The organism is Sphingomonas sp. CCH9-E2 (assembly GCF_001557215.1).
Lineage (GTDB): Bacteria > Pseudomonadota > Alphaproteobacteria > Sphingomonadales > Sphingomonadaceae > Sphingomonas.
Map to the genome: position 1 here is coordinate 1 of NZ_LSJM01000039.1, position 494 is coordinate 494.

The 494-nt window shown below is 68.2% G+C and carries 1 protein-coding gene; it reads right to left on the minus strand.

Features of this window, described 5'->3' with window-relative positions; genetic code table 11:
* Positions 1 to 494, minus strand: a 494-nt coding sequence (locus AX681_RS01960; RefSeq protein WP_197424209.1) for a ComEC/Rec2 family competence protein, incomplete at both ends; no start/stop codon positions are given.

The window sequence follows — 494 nt, forward strand, 5'->3', positions numbered from 1 at the left end:
CCCCCCACCACCATCAGCGCATAGGCCCCGCCCGGCATCGCGGGGAGCATCGCCAGCGCGCCGGGTGCATTGGCGGCAGCGTGGGCGATCCACAGCAATAGATGCAGCCCCCGTTCCGCCACCCACCAGAAAGGCGCCCCCAGTCCCACCGCGTCGAACGCCAGCCCCGCTGCCTCGAACGGCATCACGACGAATGTGGTCAGCGGGATCGCCACGATATTGGCGAGCGAGCCGTAAAGCCCGGACTTGTGGAAATGGTAGAGCGCAATCGGCGTCAGCGCGATCTCGACCACCAGGCCCGTGAGCAGCAACGACGCGACACCCCGCGCCAGCCGCCGACCCCACCCCTCCTCACGCCGCTCGAACCAGCCGCGCACGCGCTGATTCTCATACAGCGCGACGATTGCGGTGACCGCGGCAAAGCTCATCTGGAAACTCGGCCCAACCAGCGCTTCGGGCCACAGCAGCAGCACGACCAGCGCACCGAACGCGAC